The sequence below is a fragment of the Humibacter ginsengisoli genome, from assembly GCF_054780095.1.
The window spans coordinates 42,394-62,441 of sequence record NZ_BAAGWZ010000007.1 but is presented as its reverse complement, the minus strand read 5'-3'; the positions used below and the strand labels follow the sequence as shown (position 1 = coordinate 62,441).

Here is a 20,048-nt window from a genome sequence, read left to right as displayed (position 1 = left end):
CGTGTCGTCGCGAACTGAAATCAACCTGTGATGAAAGTCGTGGGAGCGCTCTCACGGAGAGGCTATACGACAGATCCTCACGCGGCCAAAACGTTACCGAGCCGTTGTCGTCGACCCGCGCACGACGAGCTCCGTGGCCAGCTCCTCGCGGGCGGAACCCGCTGTTGCGCCGCCTCGCAGACGCAGGAGCATGCGCATCGCGGCGGCCGCCATCTCCTCGATCGGCTGGCGCACGGTGGTGAGCGCCGGCGTCACCCAGGCCGACTCGGGCAGGTCGTCGAAGCCCACGACGCTGAGGTCGCCAGGGATCGCGATTCCCATCTCCGCAGCGGCTCGATAGACGCCGAGTGCCAGCTCGTCGGCACACGCGAACACTGCGGTGGGCGGCGCGCCCGAGCGGAGCATCCGCTCCGCAACCGCCGCAGCGGGGTCGCGATTCCAGTCGGCCTGCTGCACGTGGCGCTCCGGCAGAGGGATGCCCGCCTGCTCGAGGCCCGCGCGGAACCCGTCGACTCTGGCGCGGCCGTACCGATAGTCGCCGGCGCCGGTGAGCACGGCGATGTCGCGATGGCCGAGTGCGGCCAGGTGCGCCGCGGCCGCGTATCCGCCGGCCCAGTCGGTCGTGCCGATGCTCGGGATGCCCGACGCGGAATCCGAAGACGGGTCGAGCAGCACGAGCGGGATGCCCGCGGCGGCGAGCATCTCCACCTGTGCCCGGTTCGGCGTGAGAAGGGCGACCGTCGCGCCGAGGGACCTGCGGGCCAGGAGCCGCGCGACCCAGTCCTCACCGGCACCCTGCTGCTGGCGCGCGACCGTGACCACGACATCGAGTCCCGCGTCGGCGGCGGCACGCTCGGCGCCGCTCAGCACAAGGTTCGCCCACGAGCCACTCACCTTGCTGATGACCAGGTCGACGAGACCGCCCGTCTCACGGTCGCGGATGCCCGCCGCGCGTCTCCGGCGCCGGTACCCCGTCTGCTCCACCAATCGCATCACGCGTTCCCGGGTGGCGGCCGAGACATCCGATCGGCCGTTGAGCACCTTGGACACCGTCGGGACCGTCGTTCCGGCCAGCTGCGCGAGTTCGGCCATCGTGACCGGATCCCGAGGACGGCTACCGGCTGCGGCCGTGCCGGCGGATCCCGTGCTCCCCACGCGCCCGTCACCGCCCTGTTCGCTCATGGGGTCATGGTAGGCCCGAGTTGCGCAACTTATGAAGGCCCCGCTGCGCTTGATTCTCCGGGGTTCGCGATGCAAAGATCGGAGCGGGCGCGCCGAAGTGTCGGCGTGACTTGCGCAAGTAGGCCGTCACAGGCCCGGTTGCGCGTTTCACTCGTACGTTCACAGCCCTCATCACACGGTCCACATCCCACAAAGGAGTCGCGATGGCAGACGGCACACCCCGGCTGCGCGTCGGCATGGTGGGCTACGCCTTCATGGGCGCGGCCCACTCTCACGCCTGGCGCAATGCGCACCGGTTCTTCGATCTCCCGTTGACGCCCGAGCTCACGGCAGTCGCCGGCCGCAACGAGGCCGCGGTGTCCGCAGCGGCCGAGCGCCTCGGCTGGCATAGCGTCGAGACGGACTGGCGCCGGCTGCTGGAACGCGATGACATCGATCTGATCGACATCTGCACGCCCGGCGACACGCATCCTCAGATCGCGATCGCCGCCCTCGAGGCCGGCAAGCACGTGCTGTGCGAGAAGCCTCTGGCGAACTCGGTGGCCGAGGCGGAGCGGATGTCGGATGCTGCTCGCTCGGCGGCGGCGAACGGTGTGTTCGCGATGTGCGGTTTCACGTACCGCCGCGTGCCCGCGCTGTCTCTGGCGCGCCGCTTCGTCGAGGAGGGCAGGCTGGGCGAGATCCGGCACGTGCGTGCGCAGTACCTGCAGGACTGGCTGAGCGACGAGAACGCACCGCTCACCTGGCGCCTGGACAAGTCGAAGGCCGGCAGCGGCGCCCTCGGCGACATCGGCGCTCATGTCATCGATCTCGCGCAGTGGGTCACCGGATCCGACATCGTGGGGCTTTCCGCGATCGTGAACACGTTCGTCACCGAGCGACCGGTCGGCGGCGACATGGTCGGCCTCGGCGGCACCGGCTCGAGCGATGCCGAGAAGGGGCCGGTCACGGTCGACGATGCCGCGGCGTTCACTGCACGCTTCGACAACGGATCGATCGGCGTCTTCGAGGCGACGAGGTTTGCGTTAGGACGCAAGAACACGATCCGCCTCGAGGTGAACGGCTCGAAGGGGTCGATCGCGTTCGACTTCGAAGACATGAACGAGCTCGAGTACTACGACGGCACCGACGACGCCGAGACGCAGGGTTTCCGGCGCATCATCGTGACGGATCCGGTGCATCCATACGTGGCCAACTGGTGGCCGGCGGGTCATGGCCTCGGCTACGAGCACGGGTTCACGCACCAGGTCGTCGATCTCGTGCGCGACATCGCGGCCGGCGTGCAACCCCGGCCGTCGTTCGACGACGCGCTCCAGGTGCAGCGCGTTCTGGCCGCTGTGGAGCAATCGGCGGATGCCCGTTCCGCCTGGCAGACGATTCAGAAGGAGGACGGACGATGACGCGTCCGATCACACTGTTCACCGGTCAGTGGGCCGACCTGCCCTTCGAGGAGGTCGCACGGCTCGCCGGAGAATGGGGATACGACGGGCTGGAGATCGCCAGCTGGGGCGACCACCTCGACGTGAACAAGGCGGCGAACGACCCCGCATACGTGCAGAACCGGCTGGACATCCTGGAGCGCAACGGGCTGAAGGTCTTCACGATCTCCAACCACCTCGTGGGCCAGGCGGTCTGCGACGACCCGATCGACCAGCGGCATCAGGACATCGTGCCGCCGCACGTGTGGGGTGACGGCGATCCGGAAGGCGTGCGGCAGCGCGCGGCCGAGGAGCTGAAGACCACCGCGCGAGCCGCGGCAGCGCTCGGCGTGAAGACCGTGACGGGCTTCACCGGATCGAAGATCTGGAAGACCATCGCCGGGTTCCCGCCGGTGCCCGAGTCGATGATCGATGACGGCTACCAGGACTTCGCGGATCGATGGAACCCGATCCTCGACGTCTTCGACGAGGTCGGCGTGCGCTTCGCGCTGGAGCCGCACCCGAGCGAGGTCGCGTTCGACTACTGGTCGAGCAAGCGCACGCTGGAGGCGATCGGCAACCGGGATGCCTTCGGCTTCAACTTCGACCCATCGCACTTCGTCTGGCAGCAGATCGACCCTGTCACGTTCCTGCAGGACTTCGCCGACAAGATCTACCACGTGCACTGCAAGGAGTCGGTGACGCAGCTCAACGGCCGCAACGGGCGTCTGGCATCCCACCTGCCGTGGGGCGACCCGCGGCGTGGCTGGGACTTCGTCTCGACCGGGCACGGCGAGGTTCCGTGGGAGCCGATCTTCCGCACGCTGAACTGGATCGGCTACGAAGGCCCGACCAGTGTCGAGTGGGAGGACGCCGGCATGGACCGCCTGGTTGGCGGCCCCGAGGCGCTGCAGTTCGTGCGCAAGCTCGCCACGATCACGCCGCCGGCCGCCGCGTTCGACGCGGCCTTCTCACAGAGCCGCTGACAGCTCTTAACAGATATCGAAAGAAGAACATGACTGACGCAACACGCCGCGCGCTCATCGTGCGCGGCGGCTGGGACGGGCACGAGCCCGTGCAGACCACCGACTCGTTCATCCCGTTCCTTACGGAGAACGGGTTCGAGGTGCGGGTAGAGGAGTCGCCGGCGATCTACGCCGACGAGACCTACATGGACACCGTCGACCTGCTGGTGCAGATCAACACCATGAACTCGATCGAGCAGAAGGAGATGGCCGGCCTCGATCGTGCTGTGCGGGGCGGCATGGGCATGGCCGGCTGGCACGGCGGCATCGCTGATTCCTACCGAAACACTGCCGACTACCTGCACATGATCGGCGGCCAGTTCGCGCACCACGCGAACCGAGCACCCAAGGAGCAGCTGGCGGGCGAGCAGTCCGACAACTACATCCCTTACACGGTGCACATGACCGAGCTCGGCAAGGTGCACCCGATCACGGCGGGCGTCGACGACTTCGACCTCGTCACCGAGCAGTACTGGGTGCTCAGCGACGAGCTGAACGACGTGCTCGCCACCACCACCCAGGCGGTCCGCCCGTGGGATGCCTGGCACCGCCCGGTCACGGCGCCGGCGATCTGGACCCGCCTGTGGGGCGAAGGTCGCATCTTCGTCTCGGCACCCGGCCACAAGCTCGAGGTCGTCAACGACCCGAACGTGCGCGGCATCATCGAGCGCGGACTGCTGTGGGCCGCGCGCGGCTCCGGCCAGCCGGCGCCGAGTGCTGCCGACGTCGAGTCCGGGGCGTTCACGCCGGCGAACGCTCAGGGAACGGGCGCGGGCGATGAGTGAGGCATCCGGGGTTCTACGGCTCGGCGTCATCGGCGTCGGCAACATCAGCTCGCAGTACTTCGCGCACATCCCGAACCTGCCGAATCTCCAGCTCGTCGCCGTCGCCGACGTGAACGAAGAGCGGGCGCGCGAGGTCGCGGCCGAACAGGGCGTACGTGCGCTGAGCGTCGACGGACTGCTCGCGGATGCCGGTGTCGACGCTGTGCTCAACCTGACCATTCCGCAGGCGCACGCGGCCATCGGCATCCGTGCGGTCGAGTCCGGCAAGCACGTGTACGGCGAGAAGCCGCTTGCACTGACGCCGGCGGAGGCGGAGCCGTTGCTCGCGCTCGCCGCAGAGAAGGGGCTGCGAGTGGGAAGCGCGCCCGACACGGTGCTCGGCACGGGCATCCAGACCGCGCGGAAGACCCTCGACGATGGCGCGATCGGGGAGCCGATCGCCGCAGCCATCCACTGGAGCGCGCCGGGTCACGAGCTGTGGCATCCCGCCCCCGCGTTCTATTACCAGCCCGGCGGTGGTCCGCTGTTCGATATGGGTCCCTATTACCTGACGAGCATCGTGACCCTGTTCGGCCCCATCGCCCGAGTCTCCGGCGTCGCCACGACGTCGTCGCGGCAGCGCTCGGTCGCCACCGGCCCGCTGGCAGGCACTGCGATCCCGGTGGATGTCGCCACACACGTGAGCGCGCTGCTCGAGCACGAGAACGGTCTCACCACGACCATCACGGTGAGCTTCGACGTGTGGAAGTCGCGTGCACCGTTGTTCGAGGTGTTCGGCACAGAGGGCACTATGGCCGTGCCCGACCCGAACCGGTTCGATGGCGACACGGAGGTCGCTCCCGCAGCGACCCGCGAGTGGGAGACGGTGCCCGTCTCTGCGGGCTGGGCCGACTCCGGTCGCGGCTTCGGACTGGCCGACATGGCCCGTGCGATCGAGACCGACCGGCCGCACCGGGCGAGCGGGGAGCTCGCGTTCCACGTGCTCGAGGTGATGGACGGCATCCTGCGCGCCGCCGCCGACCACAGCGTGGTCGAGATCGCGAGCACCGTCGAGCGCCCCGCACCCGTGCCGCTGGGATCCACGCCGGCGACCTGGTAGGCGACCCGCGTCCTGTCGACGTCTCGTTGGTCCGACCCCCGACGTTGATAACTCCTGCAGGACGCAACCGCCGACCGGCGCAACTGCGGAAACACACGGGCGGCCGCCAGGCGACGGCCATCCGAGCAGGAGTTACGAACACGAAGGCCCGGTCAGTGGGCCGAATCGTTTCGACCGGCGCGGCGGGTCGCAATGGATGCACGCTATCGTGTCGGGAAGAGCGCTCTCTCGAGGGCGTGATCCCGACATCCGTTCAGCGCGGCATCCGTGCGTCATGCGCACCTCGCGCACTCCGTGCACACAGGCAGGAATGACATGGCTCAAGGCAGTGACGACTTCCGCGACAGCGGTCTGCAGTTCCCCGACTCGTTCGTGTTCGGCTCAGCGACGGCGTCGTACCAGGTCGAGGGCGCCGTGAAGGATGACGGCCGGCTTCCGTCGATCTGGGACACGTTCAGCCACACGCCGGGCAAGGTGTGGAACGGCGACAACGGCGACGTCGCGGACGATCACTACCACCGCCTCGAGGCCGACCTCGACCTGATGAAGCGTCTCGGGCTGCACGCCTACCGGTTCTCGATCGCATGGCCGAGGATCATCCCGACCGGCCGTGGCCAGGTGAACCCGAAGGGTGTCGACTTCTACTCGCGACTCGTCGACGGCCTGCTGGAACGCGACATCACGCCCGTGGCCACTCTCTACCACTGGGATCTGCCGCAGGTGCTCGAAGACGAGGGCGGCTGGCCGAACCGCGAGACTGCGTACGCGTTCGCGGACTACGCGGCCGCCATCGGCGAGCGACTCGGCGACCGCGTCGCGGTGTGGACGACACTCAACGAACCCTGGTGCTCCGCCTACCTGGGCTACGCATCCGGTGCGCACGCGCCGGGACGCACGAACGGAGCGGCTGCCCTGCGCGCGGTGCATCACCTGAACCTCGCGCACGGCCTGGGGTTGCAGGCTCTTCGCGCGACCGTCGCGAACGACGACGCGCAGTACTCGGTGACGCTGAACCTGCACGTGATCCGGCCGGAAGGCGACACGGGAGCCGAGGCGGCGCGCCAGATCGACGCGCTCGGCAACCGGGCGTTCACGCATCCGATGCTGAAGGGCGAGTATCCGGCCGACCTGCTCGAGGACACGAAGGCGCTGACCGACTGGTCGTTCGTGCAGCCGGGCGACCTGGAGACGATCAACCAGAGAATCGACATCCTGGGCGTCAACTACTACTCGACGAACCGCGTGCGGTTGTGGGACGGCAGGAGCGAGCGACAGCACGCGGACGGCCACAAGGATGTCGGCGCATCGCCGTGGCCAGGCGCCGACCGGGTGGAATTCCTGGAGCAGCCCGGCCCCTACACCGAGATGGGCTGGAACATCGAGCCGGCCGGCCTCTACGACCTGCTCACCTCGCTGCGCGACGAGTTCCCGCAGCAGCCGCTCATGATCACCGAGAACGGCGCGGCCTTCCCGGATGTCGTCTCGCACGAAGAGAGCGGACCCGCGGTGCATGACGCGGACCGCATCGACTACCTGCGCCGCCACCTCACGGCCGCGCACCGTGCTCTGCAGGACGGCGTCGACCTGCGCGGCTACTTCGTGTGGTCTCTGATGGACAACTTCGAGTGGGGCTTCGGCTACTCCAAGCGGTTCGGCATAGTGCGTGTCGACTACGACACTCTGGAGCGCCTGCCCAAGGACAGCTCCGCCTGGTACGCCGAGTTGGCGGCGACGCGGACGATCCCGCAGTAGTCCCGGGCCCGGCCGGTCAGTAGATGCAGCGAGACTAGCTGCTTGCGATGCCACTAGCTGCCGTGCACCTAGTGTCATCCCATAGGCCTAGTCTCACCGGGCTGCCCAGGCCCGACCGGCTGGACCGGTGGCCGATAAGTTCGGTTGCCGAACGTGAATACCAGTAGGCTGCCTCAAGTGACCGAAGTCTTGTCGGCGCCGACGCCGGATACCACGCCAGTGCGCCCCTCGCTCGGGAGCAATCTCGACGGAGTGCGGCAGCACAACCTCGGTGCGGTGCTGCGGCTCGTGCACGGCATCTCCGGGCGTTCGAGGTCGGAGCTGACCAGGGCGACCGGGCTCAGTCGGTCCACGATCGGCGCACTGGTCGCGGAACTCGCCGCGCTCGGTCTCGTCTCGGAGCAGGAGCCGCGCGAGTCGACAGGCGTCGGCCGGCCGAGTCCGGTGGTGGTCGCGAACCCGAAGGTGGTCGTCGTCACGGTGAATCCGGAGGTCGACGGCGTCAATGTCGGTCTGGTCGGGCTGGACGGCACGGTGCACCGTCGCGTGCGGCACGCGACCGCCGAGCCGCCGACCGCAGAGGAGGCCGCGCGCATCGTCGCGAACGTGCTGGAGGGTTTCAAGGCCCTGTTCGACTCCGGTCTGCGGGCCACCGGCATCGGCGCCGCCGTGCCCGGCAGCGTGCGGGAGGCGGACGGCGTCGTGCGCATGGCACCGCACCTCGAGTGGGTCGACGAGCCGTTCGCCGCGCTGCTCGAAGAGGCAACCGGGCTCCCCGCGCTGGTGGCCAACGACGCCAGCCTCGGCGCGAACGCAGAGCACCTGTTCGGCGCAGGGCGCGGCATCGGCGACCTCATCTATCTGAACGGCGGCCCCGGCGGCGTCGGCGGCGGAGTCATCACTCGCGCGCTGCCGCTCGCCGGAAGCTCCGGCTACGCCGGAGAGCTCGGGCACACCCTGGTGAACTCCGAGGGATCCCGCTGCCACTGCGGCGCCATCGGATGCCTGGAGACGGAGGTCTCGCAGGCTCGCCTTCTCGACGCGCTCGGTCTCGACGACGCGGATGGACTCGACGAGGCGATGCATAGCCTCGACGAGAAGGGGCGCGACGAGGTGGAGCGCCAGCTGCGCTACCTCGCGGTGGCGATCCGCAACGCCGTGAACATCCTCAACCCGAGGCGGGTGGTGCTCGGCGGATTTCTCGGGGTGCTTCTGGATGCCGCGCCGCACGTGCTCGACGCCGCCGTGCGCGAGCAGTCGCTGACGGCATCCGCGGAGCAGGTCGACATCGTGCGTGCCGAGCTCGGCACCGAGGTGCTCACGGTGGGCGCCGCGGAGCTCGCGTTCACGAGACTGATGGCCGACCCGACGGTGCTCCGTCGCTGACATTCGTCGCCGGTTGAGCAGCGGCGAAGCCGCGTATCGAAACCGAGCCTGACGGGACCGCTTCACTCACTGCCGTGATCGAAGCGGTCCCCGAGTGGCCGAGCCGAGAGAGCGCCCATAGGCTGCCGCACATGATCATCACGCTCGCGCTCTCCGCCAGCCTCGACGTGACGTATGAGGTCGACGAGCTGAACGTCGGCGACATCACGCGGCCATTCGCCGTCACCCGGGTCGCGGGTGGCAAGGCACTGAACGTGGCGAGGGCGGCATCCGCGCTCGGCGCCGAGGTGAGCACGCTGGTCGCGCTGGGCGGCGCGACGGGCGAGTGGGTCGCACAGATGCTCGCGGAAGACGGCGTTGCGGCCACGGTCGTGCCGCTGCGACGCGTGACGCGCACCTGCATCGCCGTGGTCGGGCGAGCGAAGTCGGCGACGAGCACCGACCTGTACGAACCGGCCACCGAGCTCGACGCCGACGAGTGGGATGCCTACGCCGCCGCCACCCGCGGCGCAGTCGCCACAGCGAGCACTTCTGGTCCGATGCCATGGGTCGCGCTGAGTGGATCCGTCCCGCCGGGTGTACCGCTCGACGAGCTCGGATCGCTGCTGGCCGAACTGCGCAGGAACGGGTGTCGCATCGTCGTCGACGGGTCGGGAGACGGACTGCGCGCGACCGCGCCGGCAGCCGAGCTCATCAAGGTGAACCGGCGCGAGGCATCCGAGCTGCTCGACACGGAACTGGAGACGGCGACGGATGCCTGCCATCGGTTGCGTGCACAGTACGGATGCGACGCCGTGGTCACCGACGGCGTCGCGGGGTCGGCTGCGCTGCTGGGCGGCATCCAGGCCTCGGTTCCGGCGTCGACCCGGCGCGGCCGGTTCCCCGCGGGCAGCGGCGATGCCTTCCTCGGCGGGCTGCTCGCGGCGTTCGAGCGCGGTGACTCGGCGGCGGATGCGCTCGCCGCCGCTGCGAACGCGGGGGAGCGCAACGCACTCGTCGCCGGCCAGGGCCGCCTCGCCGCGGATTAGAACCACACTCTGGCGATGTCCAGCCGACATCAGTTAGAGTTGTCTCGAATCGATTCGACGCCGCTCCTCATCAGCACTGAGCGGCGTCGATTCGCGTCTCGACCCTCTGAAGCACCTCGTCAGCGAATTCCTGCAGAAGAACTATGTCTACCGCCACGAAACCGATCCCCGTCGTTCCCGGCGCAGCCGGAACCACCCCGCGTTCTCCTCGCCGCGGCGATGTCGCATGCCCATCGGCCGCCGAAGACACCGACTTCGTCCAGACGCAGACGTCGGGCATCCCGGTCGTGGGCATCACGGCGGGCATGCCCACCGGCGGCATCCCCACGATCGAGCCGGGCACGCGCGGCCGAGGGCGCCGTTCGCCGATCACCATGCCGGCATCCGTGGTGCACCCCGGTGACGCGCTGCCAACGCGCAAGCGGGTCACCTACATCCTGATCCTCGGTGCGCTCACCGCACTCGGCCCCTTCACGATGGACACCTACCTGCCGTCGATGCCGAAGCTCGAGAGCGACTTCCACGTCTCGACCGCGATCATCCAGCTCACACTCACCGCGACGACCGTCGGCTTCGGGCTCGGTCAGCTCATCGTCGGCCCATGGAGCGACAAGGTGGGACGGCGGATGCCGCTCATCCTCGCGACGGCCGTGCACATCCTGGCGTCGCTCGGGGTGGCGCTCGCACCCAACGTCGAGCTGCTCAGCCTGTTCCGTCTGCTGCAGGGCCTCGGCGCCGCCGCCAGCGGTGTGGTCGCGATGGCCATGGTGCGCGACCTCTTCAGCGGGCATCGTCTGGTGACGATGCTCTCGCGTCTTGCGCTCGTCAATGGCCTCGCGCCCGTGATCGCGCCGGTGCTCGGCTCGCAGTTGCTGCTGATCATGCCGTGGCGGGGCATCTTCTGGGTGATCGCGGCCTACAGCGCCGTGATGCTGGCCTGCCTCGTGCTGTGGATCGTGGAGACCCGGCCCAAGGAAGCGCGCATCGCCTCGGGCCATTCCAGTGTGGGGCAGCGGTTCAAGTCCGTGCTCAGCGACCGCATCTACGTCGGCATCGTCATCGTCAGCGCGATGAACTTCTCCGGGCTGTTCGCCTACCTGTCGTCGAGCTCGTTCGTCTTCCAGATGGTCTACTCGTTCGACGCGCAGCAATACGGCGCACTGTTCGCCGCGAACTCCGTCGGCATCATCATCGGCGTGCAGACGGCCGCGCGCCTGGCCAAGCGGTTCGGCCCGCAGTGGGTGCTCTCCGTGTCGACGGCGACCATGACGATCGCCGCTGCGCTGATCGTCGTTCTCGGCAGCACGGGCACCGGCGGCATCTGGGGTGTCATCGTTCCGCTGTGGTTCTTCATCGCCTCGTGCGGCTTCGGCTTCCCCTGCGTGCAGGTGCTGGCCCTCAACGGACACGGCGCAGAGGCCGGTACGGCGGCGTCGCTGCAGGGCGCGTCCAACTTCGCGATCGCGGGACTCATCTCCCCGCTCGTCGGCCTGCTCGGCGTGGCCAGCGCCGCGCCCATGGGTATCGTGATGCTCGCCTGTTCGCTCGTGTCGGTCGGTTCACTGTGGTTCGTGGTGCGGCCGCGCACCGTGCCGCCGCTCGCGCGCTGACGCGGGCCGACGCGGCCGGCGCGGCCGGGCCGACGCTCGAGGTTCGACGAAAGAGAGAACTGTGACAGGCATCCGTCCGTACCGTTCAGGCGACCGCGACGCGGTGTACGAGATCTGCCTCAAGACCGGCAAGTCGGGCGAAGATGCCACCGGTTGGCTCGATAACGACGACGTGCTTCCCGACATCTACGCGCTGCCGTACGTGGACCTCGCACCCGAGACGGCATTCGTCGTCGACGTCGACGGGCGCGCGCACGGCTACATTCTCGGCGTCGCCGACACCGCCGCGTTCGTCGAACGCCTGCGCACGCAGTGGCTGCCCGGGTTCGAGGCCAAGTATCCGCTGACCGGAGACGACACTCCGACCCAGCGCTTCGTTCGCGACGCTCGTCGCCCGGAACGGATGCTCATCCCCGAGCTCGACGACTACCCGGCGCACCTGCACATCGACCTGCTGCCCGACCTTCAAGGACAGGGCTTCGGGCGGATGCTCGTGCGCACGCTGACGACGGAGCTGCGGTCGCGCGGTGTTCCCGGCGTGTGGCTGGAGTATGGAGCCGACAACGTGAACGCCGGCGCGTTCTACCGTCGCCTCGGCTTCACGCCGCTTCCGTCCAGCGCAGCAGGCACACGAGTGGGCCTGCGCACGGACGCGGAAGTCTGACCCGTCGCTCCCGCCGAGCGAGTTCTCGTCGGCGAGCGTCTACAACCAGGTGAGCAGCGGGATCCGTTCGAACCAGTACAACCATCCCGGTTGCGTGGACCGCATCTCCGACAGCGTCACAGACTCCTGCGGGCTGACGAGCGGACGGTCGAGCACATCCGCGAGGTCTTCCATGTCGGCGCGCGACCAGTACTGCCCGCGCAGCCGGATGCGCGGCGCACCGTCCTTGTCGAGAATGAAGAGATTCGGCTGCGTGTCGAGCGCGTTGTCGCTGTAGATCTCGATGAGACACAGCATGCCGATCTCCTGCTTCGACATCTCGGAGACGCGGCCAAGAAAGCCACGCTCCAGCACCCCCTCGGGCGAGACCAGCACTTTCGTGCGGCGGTATTGCAGTACGGCGAGAATCGCGATCAAGGCCACGAACACGTGCACCGCGAGCGTGATCTGCCATCCTCCGCTGCTGATGGTCAGCCAGTACGCCACGGCGAACAGGGGAGTGGTGAGGGCGAGCGCGGCGATCATCCCGCTGGCAAGCAGGTGACGATGCGGACGCAACACGTGCGTCTCGGTCGTCATCATCTGCTCGGAAAGCACAGAGCTCCTGAAGCCTCTCTGGGGATTTGCATTCAGATTGGAGGGGCTGCTCTTCGGGCGGCCCTGACCGCGGCTCTCTCGCCCACGGCCCTAGGCATCGCTCCGGTGCCCGATCGCGTCATCGCCCCTCGAACCGACAACAGCGGAAGAGCGTCTCCCAGGGCCACACTAGCGAGAATCCCTCACAGATAGAACCCCCATTCCGCCCCAGTGCGCGCCTGAGCGCGAACATCCGTGAAATCGGCGCCCGAACATCCGCAAATGGATGCTCCCCGCTGACGCCCGCGGAGCCGACCGGCTAGGTTTGATGGCGAGGCACCGACGGCTCGGGGTGCCGGCAGAGTGGGAGTGTTCCGCATGAAAGTGGTCGCGTTGGTCGTCTCGGGAGTGCTGTTCCTCGGCGGTATGGCGCTGATGGGTTATGCGCCCGAAGTCGCCAACTGGGAAGGCCTCACGTTCTTCGGCGGGATCATCGCCATGGCGCTCTCGTTCGCGCTCCCGATGTACGTGCTGCCGAAGTTCGACTGACCGTCGTCGTTCGGCACTCTGCCGATTTCGCCGTCGCGTGAGCAGGCCGTGTCGAATCCGGCGCCGGCCGTTCGACGTCTCCGTGACGATGCGTGAACGCTCGTCACCGACGGCAGAGAGGGACGACACATGACCGAGTACTTCATCGCGATCAGCGGGAACGAGCAACGGTGGGATGCGATGACCACCGACGACTGGGCCGCCATCGACGAGGGACACCGCCGCTTCCGCGAGCAGGCGGCCACGGCGATCCTGGCCTCTGGACAGCTCAAGGGCCGCAGCGTCTGGACGACAGTGCGGGCCTCCAGCACCGGCGAGCCCACCGCAGCGGACGGGCCCTTCGCCGAGACCAAGGAGATGCTCGGCGGCTTCTACCTCATCGACGTGCCGGAGAAAGCGGATGCCGTCGCACTGGCAAGCCTGCTCGCGGAGACGCGGGCCGACCACAGCGCCGTCGAGGTCATCCCACTCGTTGCTCGCTAGCGGAGGGCTCGTTAGCGGAGGCCTCGTTAGCGGAGACCTCGTTAGCGAAGGCAGGGGTCAACCGCGGAAGACCGCCGCGACCTCCGGGATGGCGGCGATGTATCCGTCGAGAAGTCGTTCCGCGGTCGTCACCGAGTCGACGAGCGGATGCAGCGCGAACGCGAGCAGTGCTTCGTTGCGGTCGCCTGTGGTGGCCGCGCGGATGATGTGCCGCTCGACGTCCTTGAGCTGCAGCATGAGGCCAAGCTGGTGCGCATCCGGGGCTGCGGTCACCAGCGGATGCGTGCCGCCGGCATCCACGAGCGACGGCACCTCGACGACGGCGTCGTCGGGCATGCCGGGGATCGCGCCCCGATTGCGCACGTTGAGGATCATCGTGGAGCGCTCGTTGCGGCTGATCGCGTGCATCACCTCGAGCGCGACGCCGGCGTAGCCCTGCATCACCGGGTCGAGGTCCGAGAGCCGTGCGCGAGCCGGGGCATCCTGCGTGCCGCCCTTCGCCTCCGCCATGTAGCTCGCATCTCGGCGCGCCACGGCGGCGCGCCAGCGCTCGACGGCCGACCCGGCCTCGGTGGCCAGCCCGTGGAAGAACTCGTCCTGGGTCTGCGCGAGGAAGTCGCCCCTGGTGAGGCCCGAGGAGAGCACGTTCCGAACCGCGTCGCGATTGAAGTAGTAGTAGTACAGGTACTCGTTGGGGATCGCCCCCAGCGCCCTGATCCACTGCGTGCCGAACACCTCGCCCTCTTCGAGCGCTGCCAGCCGCTCGTCGTCGGCGAGCAGCGCGGGCAGCACGTCGACCCCGTCGTAGAGCAGCCGGCGCATCCAGCCGAGGTGATTGAGGCCGATGTAGTCGGGTTGCAGGCGGTCGAACTCGAGCCCGAGCAGCGTCGCCGCCCGGCGAACGAGACCGGACGGGGTGTCGCAGATGCCCAGCACCCGGTCACCGAGAATGGGCTGCAGCGACTCGGTGATGATGCCTGCCGGATTCGTGAAGTTCAGAAGGTAGGCGCCCGGAGCGTGCTCGCGGATCACTTCGGCGTAGTGACGCATGACCGGGATGGTGCGCAGCGCGTACGACAGGCCACCCGGCCCCGTGGTCTCCTGCCCGAGCACTCCGAGGTCGAGTGCGACGTGCTCGTCGTGCCGGCGACCGGCGATGCCGCCCACCCGGATGGCGGCGAACACGAAGTCCGCGTCCTCGATCGCCTCGCGCTCGTGTGTCGTCGTGACGACACGCGGGGCATCCGTGCGCCCCTGTGCCGTTTGTCCCTGGGCGAGTTCGTCGAGGATGCGACGGATACCGTCGAGCTTGCTCCGATCGCTGTCGAGGAGGGCCACCTCGGTGACCCGTCGTGGGCCGATGTCGCCGAGCAGCGCTTGATACACGAACGGGGTGCGGAATCCTCCGCCGCCGAGGATGGCGAGCTTCATGCGACGATCACCGTTCCGCCTGCCTCGGTGCAGAGCCTTGTCGTGTTCGGATTCGCTCCCTCAGTGGTCACGAGCGTGTCCACGTCGGCCAGGGAGCACAGCCGCAGCGAACCCGTGCCGGGAAACTTGCGATCGGATGCCATCAGCACACTGCGATCGGCGACCGCGAGCATCCGCTGTTTGATCGGTGCCTCGACGGCCATGTCGTCGACCACCGAGCCGTTCTCACGAACGCCGGTGCAACTGAGGAACGCGATGTCGGCGCTCACCTGGTCGAGTGAACTCTGCGCCAGCGATCCCACGAGGCTGCGGTAATTGCGGCGGAAGACGCCGCCGAGCAGAACGAGCCGCACGGCCTCGTCGTCGCGCAGCTCGTCGAACGCTGCGACGTTCCCGGTGATGACCGTGACCGGGCGTCCGCGCAGCGCACGGGCGACGAACGAGGTCGTGGTGCCGATGTCGAGCAGCACGACCTGACCGTCGGTGACGAGATCGGCCGCCGCCTTGCCCATCGCCGCCTTGAGGGATGCCTCCAGGTCGTCGCCGACCGTCCACGGGTCTTCGAGGCGCTCCGGGTCACCCGGCTGACCCGACGTGGCCCGCGGCTGGACGACGGCGCCGCCGTACGTGCGCACGAGCTCGCCGTTCTCGTCGAGCCGCTGGAGGTCACGGCGGATCGTGGACTCGCTCACCTCGAGGCGTTCGGCCAGTTCTCGCACCGAAGCCGATCCGTCGACGGCCAGGGCGTCGAGGATCCGGGTGCGCCGGGCCTTCGAAATCATGGGCACGAGTTTATCCGTCGGGTGACGGAGTTTGCGTGAATCGCGCAAGAAGGAAGGAGGAAGGCGACGCCGAACCCGGCTGAACGAGCGGTAACGGTTTGAGAAAATGTCCTGACATCCCTTGACCGGGGGGCACGTCGCGCGCCTATGCTCAAAGCCAGTCAAACAATGTCACAATTCGCGCGATCAATGGCGACGCGCCCGTCGTAGCCCGAGTTCCCGTGATCACGCACCGTGAGTGGAGAAGCACCAGGTGGAAGAGCAGAGGTTCGCACCGAGCGCAGGCATCGAGGCCTCCCCGGCGGGGATCGATGCGGTCTTCGGCGGCCGGCTCTACTGCGATCTGGTCTTCGCCGACGTTCCCGTGCCCGGTCCAGGGCAGGAGGTGCACGCCTCCGACTTCGTTCTCACCGTCGGCGGCGTCGCCACCCGGGCGATCGCTGCGGCACGATTAGGAATGGATTCCGGCATCGTCGCGGTGCTCGGCACCGACCCGGTCAGCCGTCTGGTGCGCTCGCTCCTCGAGGACGAACCGCGGTTGCGCGCCCACTGGATCGCCGAGCATCCGTCTGCCCGTGTCGCCGTGACGGCCGTCATGACCGAGGGGAGCGACCGGAGCTTCGTCACGTACGAGGACGAGGCGTCCGCGATGCCCTCGACGCTGCCTGCCGGGGCCACGCCGGACGCCGGGTACTGCCAGATCGACCTGGCCGATGCGGAGACCGACTGGGTCGTGCGCATGCGTGCCGGCGGCACTCGCGTCTACGGCGGAGTCGGCTGGGACGTAACGGGCGCGTGGGACGGCAGCGACCTGGAGCGGCTGACAAACGTGGATGCGTTCATCCTGAACGAGGACGAGGCGCTCGCGTACACGCGCAGCGACAACGTCGAGGGTGCCGCACGGGTGCTGGCGCAGCGGGCCGGCCTCGTCGTCGTGACCCTGGGCGCGGCCGGAGCGCTCGCCGTCGACTCCGCGCGTGGCCAGGTGGAGCGCGTCTACGCGCCGCGCGTCAGGGCCGTCGACCCCACGGGCGCCGGCGATGTGTTCACCGCGGCCTTCATGACCGCCGAGCGCGAGGCCTGGCCGCTGCAGACCGCGCTGCGGTTCGCCACGCTCGCGGCGTCGGCATCCGTACAGTCGCTCGGCGGGGCATCCAGCGCACCCCGACGCGAACAGCTGGCGGCCGCATTGCCCGAGGAACTTCCGGACGAGCACTGGGAACCGATCGCCGAATGGGCGAGAAAACGGATAACGACAGGAGGACAACGATGAGAACAACACGACGGAGAGTGATGGCGGGTGCTTTGGCGACCGCCGTCGCGCTCGCTCTCGCGGGATGCGTGCAGAGCGCGAATCAGTCGCAGGGCGGCAGCACTTCGGGAGGCAAGCACTCGCTCACGGTCTTCGTCAGCGCAGACACGAACATCCAGGACCTGTGGCAGAAGACTCTGATCCCGGCCTTCGAGAAGGCGAACCCGTCGTACTCCGTCAAGGTCGACTTCGACCTGCATGGTGTGCACGACCAGCAGACGGTGGCGAAGATCACCGCCGCCACCGTGCAGAAGCGCGACCCGGGCTACGACATCGTCGACGCCGGATTCGTGCAGCAGCTCTCCACCAGCGGACTGCTCGCGACCGCGACGCCGAAGCAGATCCCCAACCTCTCCAAGGTGGCGGAGGCGATCCGCAAGCCGGGCGGGGCGAACTCGGTGCCGTACCGGGCGTCGTCAGTGCTGCTCGCCTACAACAGCGACAAGATCAGTTCGCCGCCGAAGACCGTCGACGACCTGCTCGCCTGGATCAAGGCGAACCCGGGCAAGTTCACGTACTGCTCACCGGCATCCGGCGGTAGCGGCGGCGCGTTCGTGACCACGGTTCTCGACAAGACGATTCCGTCGGCCGATCGCGCCAAGATGGTCACCGAGTACGAGCCGAACCTCGAGACCGATTGGAACGCCGGCTGGGCGACGCTGCGCAGCCTGAACCCCTACGTGTACCAGCAGGGCGTGTACCCGAACGGCAACAACCAGGTGCTCGACCTGCTCTCCAGCGGCCAGATCCTGATGGCGCCGGTCTGGTCCGACCAGTTCACCTCCGGTGTGCAGAGCGGACAGATCCCGAAGAACATCAAGGCGACGCAGACCACGCCGTCTCTTACCGGTGGTGCCTCGTACCTCGGCGTTCTCAAGGCGTCGCCGCGGGCGAAGGATGCCTACAAGCTGCTGAACTGGCTGCTGACGCCGTCGGCGCAGGCATCCATCTCCCAGTCGGTCGCCGGCTACCCGGTGATCCCGCTGAAGGAGCTGCCGCAGTCGATCCAGACCGAGTTCGCCAACGCGCAGATCGACAAGCTGCGCCCGACGTACCAGGCGCAGATGAACAACGACATGAACCAGCAGTGGTCTCAGCAGGTGCCCGGCAAGTGACGGTCTCCACCGCGCGTCGCTCGAGAAGCGGCACGAAAAGCCTCGGGGTCAGGCGCACCCCGAGGCTCTCGGTGGCCGGGTTCCTCATGGCCCTGCCGCCGATCGTGCTCGTGCTGCTCTTCGTCGGTCTGCCCGTCATCCTCGCGCTCGGATTCAGCCTCGGCTTCACCGGCGGGCTCAACACCGTGGTCTCGTTGGTGGGACAGCAGGTGCACAAGGCGACGGACTGGTGGGGAACGCTCGCGGCCTGGGCCGACGTCTTCGGCGACACCCAGTTCCTCACGAACCTCGCCGTCACGGTCGTCGTCACCGTCGTGAGCGCCGTGGTCGTGCTCGGCATGTCGATCGGCATCGGCCTCTATCTGCGCATGCGGGCCGGATGGTTCGCGACGATGCTTTCCGGGCTGGCGGTCGTTCCGCTGTTCATCCCGGTCGTCATCGCGTCGTGGGCGATCCTCACGTTCTATGCCGGCGACGGGTTCATCCGCAGTGTGTTCGCATCCGTCGGTCTCGTCGGCCCCACGTGGGGCTACACCGTGGTCGCGATCGTCATCGGCTCGGTGTGGACGTCGCTGCCGTTCGCAGTGCTGATGATCTCCTCCGGATTCCAGTCGATTCCGGATGCCATGATCGAGGCCGCGCAGGACGCCGGCGCCTCGCGCGCTCGCATCGCGTTCAGCATCCTGATCCCGATGTCGTCGGTGCCGATCGTGATCGCCTCCACCTTCACCGCGATCGGCGTGATCGGATCGTTCACGGTGCCGTACTTCACCGGTCCGAACGCGCCGACCATGCTCGGCGTGATGCTGACGAGCTACTTCACCGCATTCAACCGGCCCCAGCAGTCGATCGTGATGGCGTTCACGATCTTCATCGTCGCGGCCGCGATCGGCGCGTTCTATGTATGGGCGAACTTTCGAAGCGCCAAGGAACAGGGGAGGGCGTGATGAGCGCGGTCACCGATCGCACGCCGCCGCCGGCAGTCGAATACGACCGGCCGGAGCCGCAGCTCGAGGAGCGCAGCCCGCTCGTGAGCCGGATCGCCGGCAGGGCGCTCATCGTGCTGTTCTCGGCGTTCATGATCCTGTTCATCCTCGGGCCTCTGGCGTGGCTTGCCGTGCACGCCTTCGCGACCAGCTGGACGTTCCCGAACCTCTGGCCCAACGGCTGGACGCTGCACTGGTTCGGCACTGTCTTCAGCGATCCCGGTCTCGGCGCGGCCGTGCAGAACTCGCTCGTGATCTCGCCGATCGTGGTGCTGTGCTCCGCCGTGATCTGCCTGCCGGCCGCGTACGCGTTCGCCCGGCACGAGTTCTTCGCCAGGCGCACGTTCCTCGTGGGGCTCTTCGCGACGAACGCGTTCCCGAAGATGGGCCTGTTCGCCACGCTCGCGTCGTTGTTCTACGCACTGAACCTGATGAATACCGTGGTCGGCATCGTGATCGTGCAGCTGCTGGGCACGATCGTGTTCATGACGTGGATCCCGGCCGCGGCATTCTCGGCGGTTCCGCGGAGCCTCGAGGAGGCGGCGCGCGACGCGGGCGCATCGAAGCTGCGGGTCTTCTTCCGCATCACGCTGCCCATGGCGCTGCCGGGCATCCTCGTCGCCATCGTCATGTCGTTCCTGGCCTCGTTCGACGAGGCGCAGGGCACGTACCTCGTCGGCGCACCCGACTACTTCACGATGCCGACCGAGATGTACACGCTCGTTTTGAACTACCCGAAGCAGGTCGCGGCCGTGTTCTCGATTCTGCTGTCCATTCCGTCCGTCGTCCTCCTGCTCGTCGCCCGTAAGCACATCATGGGTGGACAGCTGGCCGAGGGCTTCCAGATCAGATAGAAGGGGTGCAC

The 20,048-nt window shown here is 68.0% G+C and carries 19 protein-coding genes; 15 read left to right on the top strand and 4 right to left on the bottom strand.

From position 1 onward, the window contains the following. Positions 1-93: 93 nt before the first annotated feature. Positions 94-1,182: a LacI family DNA-binding transcriptional regulator gene (locus tag ACYVI5_RS13445; protein WP_460580645.1), complete on the bottom strand. Its 1,089-nt coding sequence runs from the start codon at positions 1,180-1,182 to the stop codon at positions 94-96. 203 nt (positions 1,183-1,385) lie between these two features. Between ACYVI5_RS13445 and ACYVI5_RS13440 the strand changes: the two genes are divergently transcribed. The 9 genes from ACYVI5_RS13440 (at position 1,386) to ACYVI5_RS13400 (ending at position 11,949) form a co-directional block, all read left to right on the top strand. Then, a complete protein-coding gene (locus ACYVI5_RS13440; RefSeq protein WP_460580644.1) occupies positions 1,386-2,582 on the top strand; it encodes a Gfo/Idh/MocA family protein in 1,197 nt (398 codons plus the stop codon). After that, positions 2,579-3,586 (top strand): sugar phosphate isomerase/epimerase family protein, encoded by a 1,008-nt coding sequence (locus tag ACYVI5_RS13435; RefSeq protein WP_460580643.1) that lies wholly within the window; start codon positions 2,579-2,581, stop codon positions 3,584-3,586. Before ACYVI5_RS13440 ends, ACYVI5_RS13435 begins: the two co-directional genes overlap by 4 nt. A 29-nt stretch (positions 3,587-3,615) precedes the next feature. Further along, a complete protein-coding gene (locus ACYVI5_RS13430; protein ID WP_460580642.1) occupies positions 3,616-4,410 on the top strand; it encodes a ThuA domain-containing protein in 795 nt (264 codons plus the stop codon). Beyond that, positions 4,403-5,509 carry a Gfo/Idh/MocA family protein gene (locus ACYVI5_RS13425; RefSeq protein WP_460580641.1) on the top strand — a complete coding sequence of 369 codons (1,107 nt, stop codon included), beginning with the start codon at positions 4,403-4,405 and terminating at the stop codon, positions 5,507-5,509. Before ACYVI5_RS13430 ends, ACYVI5_RS13425 begins: the two co-directional genes overlap by 8 nt. Before the next feature lie 315 nt (positions 5,510-5,824). Then, a complete protein-coding gene (locus tag ACYVI5_RS13420; RefSeq protein ID WP_460580640.1) occupies positions 5,825-7,261 on the top strand; it encodes a glycoside hydrolase family 1 protein in 1,437 nt (478 codons plus the stop codon). A 177-nt stretch (positions 7,262-7,438) separates the two neighbouring features. After that, positions 7,439-8,647 carry an ROK family transcriptional regulator gene (locus tag ACYVI5_RS13415; protein WP_460580639.1) on the top strand — a complete coding sequence of 403 codons (1,209 nt, stop codon included), beginning with the start codon at positions 7,439-7,441 and terminating at the stop codon, positions 8,645-8,647. 131 nt (positions 8,648-8,778) lie between these two features. Beyond that, positions 8,779-9,675: a 1-phosphofructokinase family hexose kinase gene (locus tag ACYVI5_RS13410; protein ID WP_460580638.1), complete on the top strand. Its 897-nt coding sequence runs from the start codon at positions 8,779-8,781 to the stop codon at positions 9,673-9,675. 143 nt (positions 9,676-9,818) lie between these two features. Further along, positions 9,819-11,285: a multidrug effflux MFS transporter gene (locus tag ACYVI5_RS13405; RefSeq protein WP_460580637.1), complete on the top strand. Its 1,467-nt coding sequence runs from the start codon at positions 9,819-9,821 to the stop codon at positions 11,283-11,285. Between the two features lie 61 nt (positions 11,286-11,346). Beyond that, complete coding sequence (locus tag ACYVI5_RS13400; protein WP_460580636.1) at positions 11,347-11,949, top strand: GNAT family N-acetyltransferase; 603 nt, start codon at positions 11,347-11,349, stop codon at positions 11,947-11,949. Between the two features lie 39 nt (positions 11,950-11,988). Here ACYVI5_RS13400 and ACYVI5_RS13395 read toward each other — a convergent pair whose 3' ends face one another. Then, on the bottom strand, positions 11,989-12,546 hold the full coding sequence (locus tag ACYVI5_RS13395; RefSeq protein ID WP_460580635.1) for a YdbT family protein: 558 nt from the start codon (positions 12,544-12,546) through the stop codon (positions 11,989-11,991). 357 nt (positions 12,547-12,903) lie between these two features. Here ACYVI5_RS13395 and ACYVI5_RS13390 point away from each other — a divergent pair, with 357 nt between their 5' ends. Both ACYVI5_RS13390 and ACYVI5_RS13385 read left to right on the top strand, forming a co-directional pair. Continuing rightward, positions 12,904-13,074: a hypothetical protein gene (locus ACYVI5_RS13390; protein WP_460534154.1), complete on the top strand. Its 171-nt coding sequence runs from the start codon at positions 12,904-12,906 to the stop codon at positions 13,072-13,074. A gap of 129 nt (positions 13,075-13,203) precedes the next feature. Continuing rightward, positions 13,204-13,557: a YciI family protein gene (locus tag ACYVI5_RS13385; RefSeq protein WP_460580634.1), complete on the top strand. Its 354-nt coding sequence runs from the start codon at positions 13,204-13,206 to the stop codon at positions 13,555-13,557. A 57-nt stretch (positions 13,558-13,614) separates the two neighbouring features. On the opposite strand, the gene ACYVI5_RS13380 is transcribed toward ACYVI5_RS13385, so the two are convergent. Further along, complete coding sequence (locus ACYVI5_RS13380; RefSeq protein WP_460580633.1) at positions 13,615-14,988, bottom strand: 6-phospho-beta-glucosidase; 1,374 nt, start codon at positions 14,986-14,988, stop codon at positions 13,615-13,617. After that, positions 14,985-15,770: a DeoR/GlpR family DNA-binding transcription regulator gene (locus tag ACYVI5_RS13375; RefSeq protein WP_460534149.1), complete on the bottom strand. Its 786-nt coding sequence runs from the start codon at positions 15,768-15,770 to the stop codon at positions 14,985-14,987. The genes ACYVI5_RS13380 and ACYVI5_RS13375 overlap by 4 nt, the downstream gene beginning before the upstream one ends. 253 nt (positions 15,771-16,023) lie before the next feature. Here ACYVI5_RS13375 and ACYVI5_RS13370 point away from each other — a divergent pair, with 253 nt between their 5' ends. From ACYVI5_RS13370 to ACYVI5_RS13355, 4 genes are read left to right on the top strand one after another with little or no spacing between them, the layout of a single operon-like run. Further along, positions 16,024-17,043, top strand: a complete 1,020-nt coding sequence (locus ACYVI5_RS13370) for a carbohydrate kinase family protein (protein WP_460580632.1) — start codon at positions 16,024-16,026, stop codon at positions 17,041-17,043. After that, positions 17,040-18,197, top strand: a complete 1,158-nt coding sequence (locus ACYVI5_RS13365) for an extracellular solute-binding protein (protein WP_460534145.1) — start codon at positions 17,040-17,042, stop codon at positions 18,195-18,197. The genes ACYVI5_RS13370 and ACYVI5_RS13365 overlap by 4 nt, the downstream gene beginning before the upstream one ends. Further along, positions 18,194-19,144: an ABC transporter permease gene (locus tag ACYVI5_RS13360; RefSeq protein ID WP_460580631.1), complete on the top strand. Its 951-nt coding sequence runs from the start codon at positions 18,194-18,196 to the stop codon at positions 19,142-19,144. Before ACYVI5_RS13365 ends, ACYVI5_RS13360 begins: the two co-directional genes overlap by 4 nt. After that, complete coding sequence (locus ACYVI5_RS13355; protein ID WP_460580630.1) at positions 19,144-20,037, top strand: ABC transporter permease; 894 nt, start codon at positions 19,144-19,146, stop codon at positions 20,035-20,037. Before ACYVI5_RS13360 ends, ACYVI5_RS13355 begins: the two co-directional genes overlap by 1 nt. The last annotated feature ends 11 nt before the right edge of the window (positions 20,038-20,048 follow it).